General features: G+C 58.2%; 4 protein-coding genes. 2 read left to right on the forward strand and 2 right to left on the reverse strand.

What is annotated here, in order from left to right:
• Positions 1 to 17: 17 nt before the first annotated feature.
• Positions 18 to 431, forward strand: a complete 414-nt coding sequence (locus tag A2I95_RS36090; RefSeq protein ID WP_291737332.1) for a GNAT family N-acetyltransferase — start codon at positions 18 to 20, stop codon at positions 429 to 431.
• 124 nt (positions 432 to 555) lie between these two features.
• A complete protein-coding gene (locus tag A2I95_RS36095) occupies positions 556 to 1,017 on the forward strand; it encodes a DUF995 domain-containing protein (RefSeq protein ID WP_291737330.1) in 462 nt (153 codons plus the stop codon).
• Between the two features lie 12 nt (positions 1,018 to 1,029).
• On the opposite strand, the gene A2I95_RS36100 is transcribed toward A2I95_RS36095, so the two are convergent.
• Positions 1,030 to 1,299 (reverse strand): DksA/TraR family C4-type zinc finger protein, encoded by a 270-nt coding sequence (locus A2I95_RS36100; RefSeq protein ID WP_027259667.1) that lies wholly within the window; start codon positions 1,297 to 1,299, stop codon positions 1,030 to 1,032.
• Between the two features lie 141 nt (positions 1,300 to 1,440).
• Positions 1,441 to 1,662 (reverse strand): hypothetical protein (locus tag A2I95_RS36105; protein ID WP_291737331.1); only part of this gene is annotated, 222 nt, incomplete at its 5' end.

Consider the following 1,662-nt stretch of genomic DNA (forward strand, 5'->3'; position numbering starts at 1 on the left):
TGGTCTTCCATATTCAGGTGGAGCCGGATCAGATCCGCTATTCCGGCACTGTGGCGCAGGCGTTTGAAGAAAATGAGGACGGCGTGGATTTTCACGCCGTTCTTGACGGCTCCCAAGTGGTTGGGTTCTTCAAGATCGACCGGCTGTATCACGAAACCTACAGCTTTGCCGCGCGGGATGAGCTGGGTCTGCGCGCCTTCATGATTGATCGCGCTGAGCAAGGCAAAGGTTATGCCACGGCTGCCGTTGCCGCGCTGGAACCCTATCTGGCTACGCAGTATCCAGCGCGGCGTGCGGTGGTGCTGACCGTCAATATGCAGAATTTCGGCGCCATCCGCTGTTACCGCAAGGGCGGTTTTTCAGACACCGGCGGCATCTATCCCCACGGCATCGCAGGCCCGCAGCACATTCTGCGGATGGGGTTCGGATAGATCCTAAGCGGTACACCAGCCCCACCCCTTTGCGTGCAATTGAGCACCGCCTAGGGGAAATTTTTAGAATACAGATTCAATGTGTGGTGGACTAAGCCGGTTAACCGGGATGGGAGTTGTTACCATGGCACCGCTTTCGAAGCTTACTGCGCTCGTAATTGCTGCGGCCCTGACCGCCACCAGTGCTATAGCTGCCGGCCCGGACCGCAAGAAACCCGTCAGCGGTCAAACCATTGCCGAATTATATTCTGGAAAAACCTGGACCTGGACCAAGGGAGGCTCCTACTGGGGACCGGACGGCAGTTTTCAGGCTGTTTGGGAAGACAGCGTTGGCCTCGGAAAGTGGTATGCGACGTCCAAGGGCAACCTTTGCTATGAAGCGACCTGGTATAATCAAAAGGGGGATCCCGGCGGACAGCATAACGAATGCTTCCGGCATGTTGCCGATAGCGAAGGGCAATTGTGGAAAAACAGCGAACGAGACAAATCCTGGTACAAGCCGAAAAAAGAACTCGCAGAACGCATCAAGCCTGGCAACAAGATTGCCTCTCAAGTCCGCAAGCTGCGCCGAAAATACGGCATCTGATCGCTGCGCGCCCTACTTCAACTGGCTGTCCTTCGAGCCGCGCCGGTTGAAGCCCCCGCGCGCCTGATGCGCGCCGTCGCGCTCCTGCTGGCAGTCAATGCACAGCTTCACGCCAGGAATGGCGACACGGCGTTTCTCGGGGATCACCTCCTCGCATTCCGCGCAATGGGTCAGGCTTTCGCCCACCGGGCGCCGCACCGCTTTCAGCCGCGCCAGCTCGTCATTGATCGAGGCTTCAATCTGCTCATTCACCGCGCCGTCCTGCGCCCAGCCGCCTGCCATGGCCTGTCCTCCTGTGCCAGAGGGGCTGAATGTAAGGCCGCACAGGCGCTCTGCCTAGGGCTGCCTGAAGGCAATTCCCGAGCAAATCTATCAACTATTTGATTTCATTGCATTTTCTGTTGACCTGCGGCGCAGGCACGGCTAAACAGAATACAGAAATTGCACGCAAGCCAGAATCACCAGGCCGCAAGCAGCCAGCACTCCAGCCATCCCCCGGGACAGCCAGACCGCAAGCAACGCCAGCAACCAGAGTGATTTCAGCCAGCCACGCGCATGACTGTCCGCCAGCGTTTCTGCCAGCCTCCCATTCAGCCGCGAACCCAGCATTTTGCCAGGCCCATGCCAGACAGGTTTTACAGCCAG

It is taken from the genome of Leisingera sp. F5, assembly GCF_001593695.1.